This window comes from Agromyces sp. P1_H4, from assembly GCF_056405255.1.
The window spans coordinates 1-1,824 of sequence record NZ_JBFUCL010000499.1; the positions used below are offsets into that span (position 1 = coordinate 1).

At 73.7% G+C, this 1,824-nt stretch carries 3 protein-coding genes; 2 read left to right on the plus strand and 1 reads right to left on the minus strand.

Going from position 1 to position 1,824, the window contains the following annotated elements; genetic code table 11:
- Positions 1-68: 68 nt before the first annotated feature.
- Together AC1DY2_RS19335 and AC1DY2_RS19340 are read left to right on the plus strand one after the other, a co-directional pair.
- The gene (locus AC1DY2_RS19335) at positions 69-374 is read left to right on the plus strand and encodes a DUF2510 domain-containing protein (protein WP_476763887.1); all 306 of its coding nucleotides are present in this window, start codon (positions 69-71) and stop codon (positions 372-374) included.
- Positions 375-383: 9 nt separating this feature from the next.
- Positions 384-677: a DUF1905 domain-containing protein gene (locus AC1DY2_RS19340; RefSeq protein ID WP_476763888.1), complete on the plus strand. Its 294-nt coding sequence runs from the start codon at positions 384-386 to the stop codon at positions 675-677.
- 25 nt (positions 678-702) lie between these two features.
- Here AC1DY2_RS19340 and AC1DY2_RS19345 read toward each other — a convergent pair.
- On the minus strand, positions 703-1,824 hold a 1,122-nt coding region (locus AC1DY2_RS19345; protein WP_476763889.1), incomplete at its 5' end, for an RNA polymerase sigma factor.

Sequence of the window (1,824 nt, forward strand, 5' to 3'; positions counted from 1 at the left end):
CTCATGGTGGTCGCCGCGGTCCAGCTCGCGGTGCGTGCGGTCCGCCTCCAGCGGAAGCAGGTGGACTCGTGAGCATCGAGCCGGTTCGCGTACCCGGCTGGTACGACGACGAGGCGGATGCCGCGATCCTCCGCTACTGGGACGGCCGCCGGTGGACACCCCACACGGCCGCCAAGCCGCACGGGCACGAGGACATCGGCGACCTCTTCGCCCTCTTCGCGGACTCCGCGGTGCCCGAGCACACCACGGTGCCCGAGCACACCACGGTGCTGGAGCACACCACCGTGCTGGAGCAGACCACCGAGCCCCTTGCGCCCGCACCCCACGCGCGCCGAGCGCCGCGGCGGCCCTGGCGCGTCGGTGGGCGCCGGTAGCATCCGACCATGCGATTCCGCTTCACCGCACCGCTCTGGGAGTGGGGCGCGCAGGGCGGCTGGTTCTTCGTCACCGTTCCCGAGGAGTTCGCCGCCGACATCCGCGAGGTGCCGCGCATGCCCCGCGGCTTCGGAGCGGTGCGGGTGCGGGTCACGGTGGGTTCGACCAGCTGGTCGACGTCGATCTTCCCCGACTCGAAGCAGGGCAGCTACATGCTCCCCCTGAAGAAGGCGGTACGCACCGCCGAGGGCATCGGCGAGGGCGACGACGTCGACGTGCGGCTCGAGGTGGTCGACGCATGAACAGCTGCGGCGAGCGGCGCGCCCCTCAGCGCGCCTGACGCAGCGACTCGGCCTTCGCGGCGAGGTAGCGCTGCTCGGGGCCGTTGCGCGTGCGGCGCGCGGCCTCGGCGAACGCCAGCGACGCGGCATCCGTGCGTTCCGAACGCTCGAGCAGGTGAGCCCGCACCGCCCAGGTGCGGTGGTGGTCGGCGAGCGCCGACCCGGCGCCGTCTCCGCTGGACTCGGCCCGGTCGAGGGCGACCAGGCCCGATTCGGGACCTTCGACCATGGCGAGGGCGACGATGCGTCCGAGGGTCACCATCGGTCCGGGCGTCAGGCGGCCGAGGAGGTCGTAGAGGCCGAGGATCTCGAGCCAGTCGGTCGCCTCCGTCGACGGCGCCTCGTCGTGCACCGCCGCGATCGCCGCCTGCAGCTGGTAGGGGCCGATGGGCGCGCGGTCGAGCACGTGCGTCACGAGATCGACGCCCTCGTCGATCGTCCCGCGGTCCCAGCGCGACCGGTCCTGGTCGTCGAGCGGCACGAGCGCACCCGCGGCGTCGGTGCGCGCGGCCCTGCGGGCGTCGGTGAGGAGCATGAGGGCGAGCAGCCCGGTGGTCTCTCCCCTGGCATCCGGGTCGGTGGCGTGCAGCTGCCTGGTGAGCCGGATCGCCTCCGCAGACAGGTCCACGCGCGCGAGCGCCTCTCCCGAGCTGGCGGTGTGCCCCTCGGTGAAGATGAGGTAGAGCACGTTGCGGAGGGCGACCAGCCTGTCCTCGAGCTCGTCGGGCTGCGGCATCCGGAACCCCTCGCCGCTCGAGCGGATGCGCGCCTTCGCCCGCGAGATGCGCTGCGCGATGGTGGCCTCGGGCACGAGCAGGGCGCGGGCGATCTCGACGGTGGTGAGTCCGCCCACCGCACGGAGGGTGAGCGCGACCTGCGCCGGCCGGGTGAGCGCGGGGTGGCAGCACAGGAGGAACAGCGTGAGGGTGTCGTCGACCGCGGGAACGCCGGGCGTTCCGCCGGGCGGCGGCTCGAGTTCGACGGCGAGGGCCTCACGGCGCCGGCGTGCGACATCCGACCGCACCTGGTCGATATAGCGCCGCGACGCGACCCGCACGAGCCACGCTCGCGGGCTGTCGGGCACGCCCTCGCGAGGCCAGGCACCGGC

Excerpts from the sequence above, each read along its gene's own strand:
- AC1DY2_RS19340 (WP_476763888.1), top strand. The coding sequence starts at position 384 with ATGCGATTCCGCTTCACCGCACCGCTCTGGGAGTGGGGCGCGCAGGGC.